This is a genomic window from Vallitalea maricola (genome assembly GCF_036985595.1).
Taxonomy (GTDB): domain Bacteria; phylum Bacillota; class Clostridia; order Lachnospirales; family Vallitaleaceae; genus Vallitalea; species Vallitalea maricola.
Map to the genome: position 1 here is coordinate 1 of NZ_BTPU01000201.1, position 275 is coordinate 275.

Consider the following 275-nt stretch of genomic DNA (forward strand, 5'->3'; position numbering starts at 1 on the left):
CAAACTATTATCATTGACCATCTCTATGGTCTTATCAGCCGGCGCTTTAGCTAAAATACCGGCCGAGCAGGCGGCAACATTGTCGTCAGAGTTAACCCCGTTAGGTGCAACACGTGCTGCTAATGCGGATGGTTCAATCCCTGAGTGGACGGGTGGAATAACAGAGCTTCCTGCCGGATATACTGTAGGCGATCATCATATTGACCCTTATCCAACAGATAAGATTCAATATACTATTACAGCGAGTAATCTTGCTGAACACAAGTCGTTGTTAA

General features: G+C 45.5%; 1 protein-coding gene. It reads left to right on the forward strand.

Going from position 1 to position 275, the window contains the following annotated elements:
• Positions 1 to 79: 79 nt before the first annotated feature.
• Positions 80 to 275, forward strand: a 196-nt coding sequence (locus AACQ14_RS23870; RefSeq protein ID WP_339366038.1) for a hypothetical protein, incomplete at its 3' end; no start/stop codon positions are given.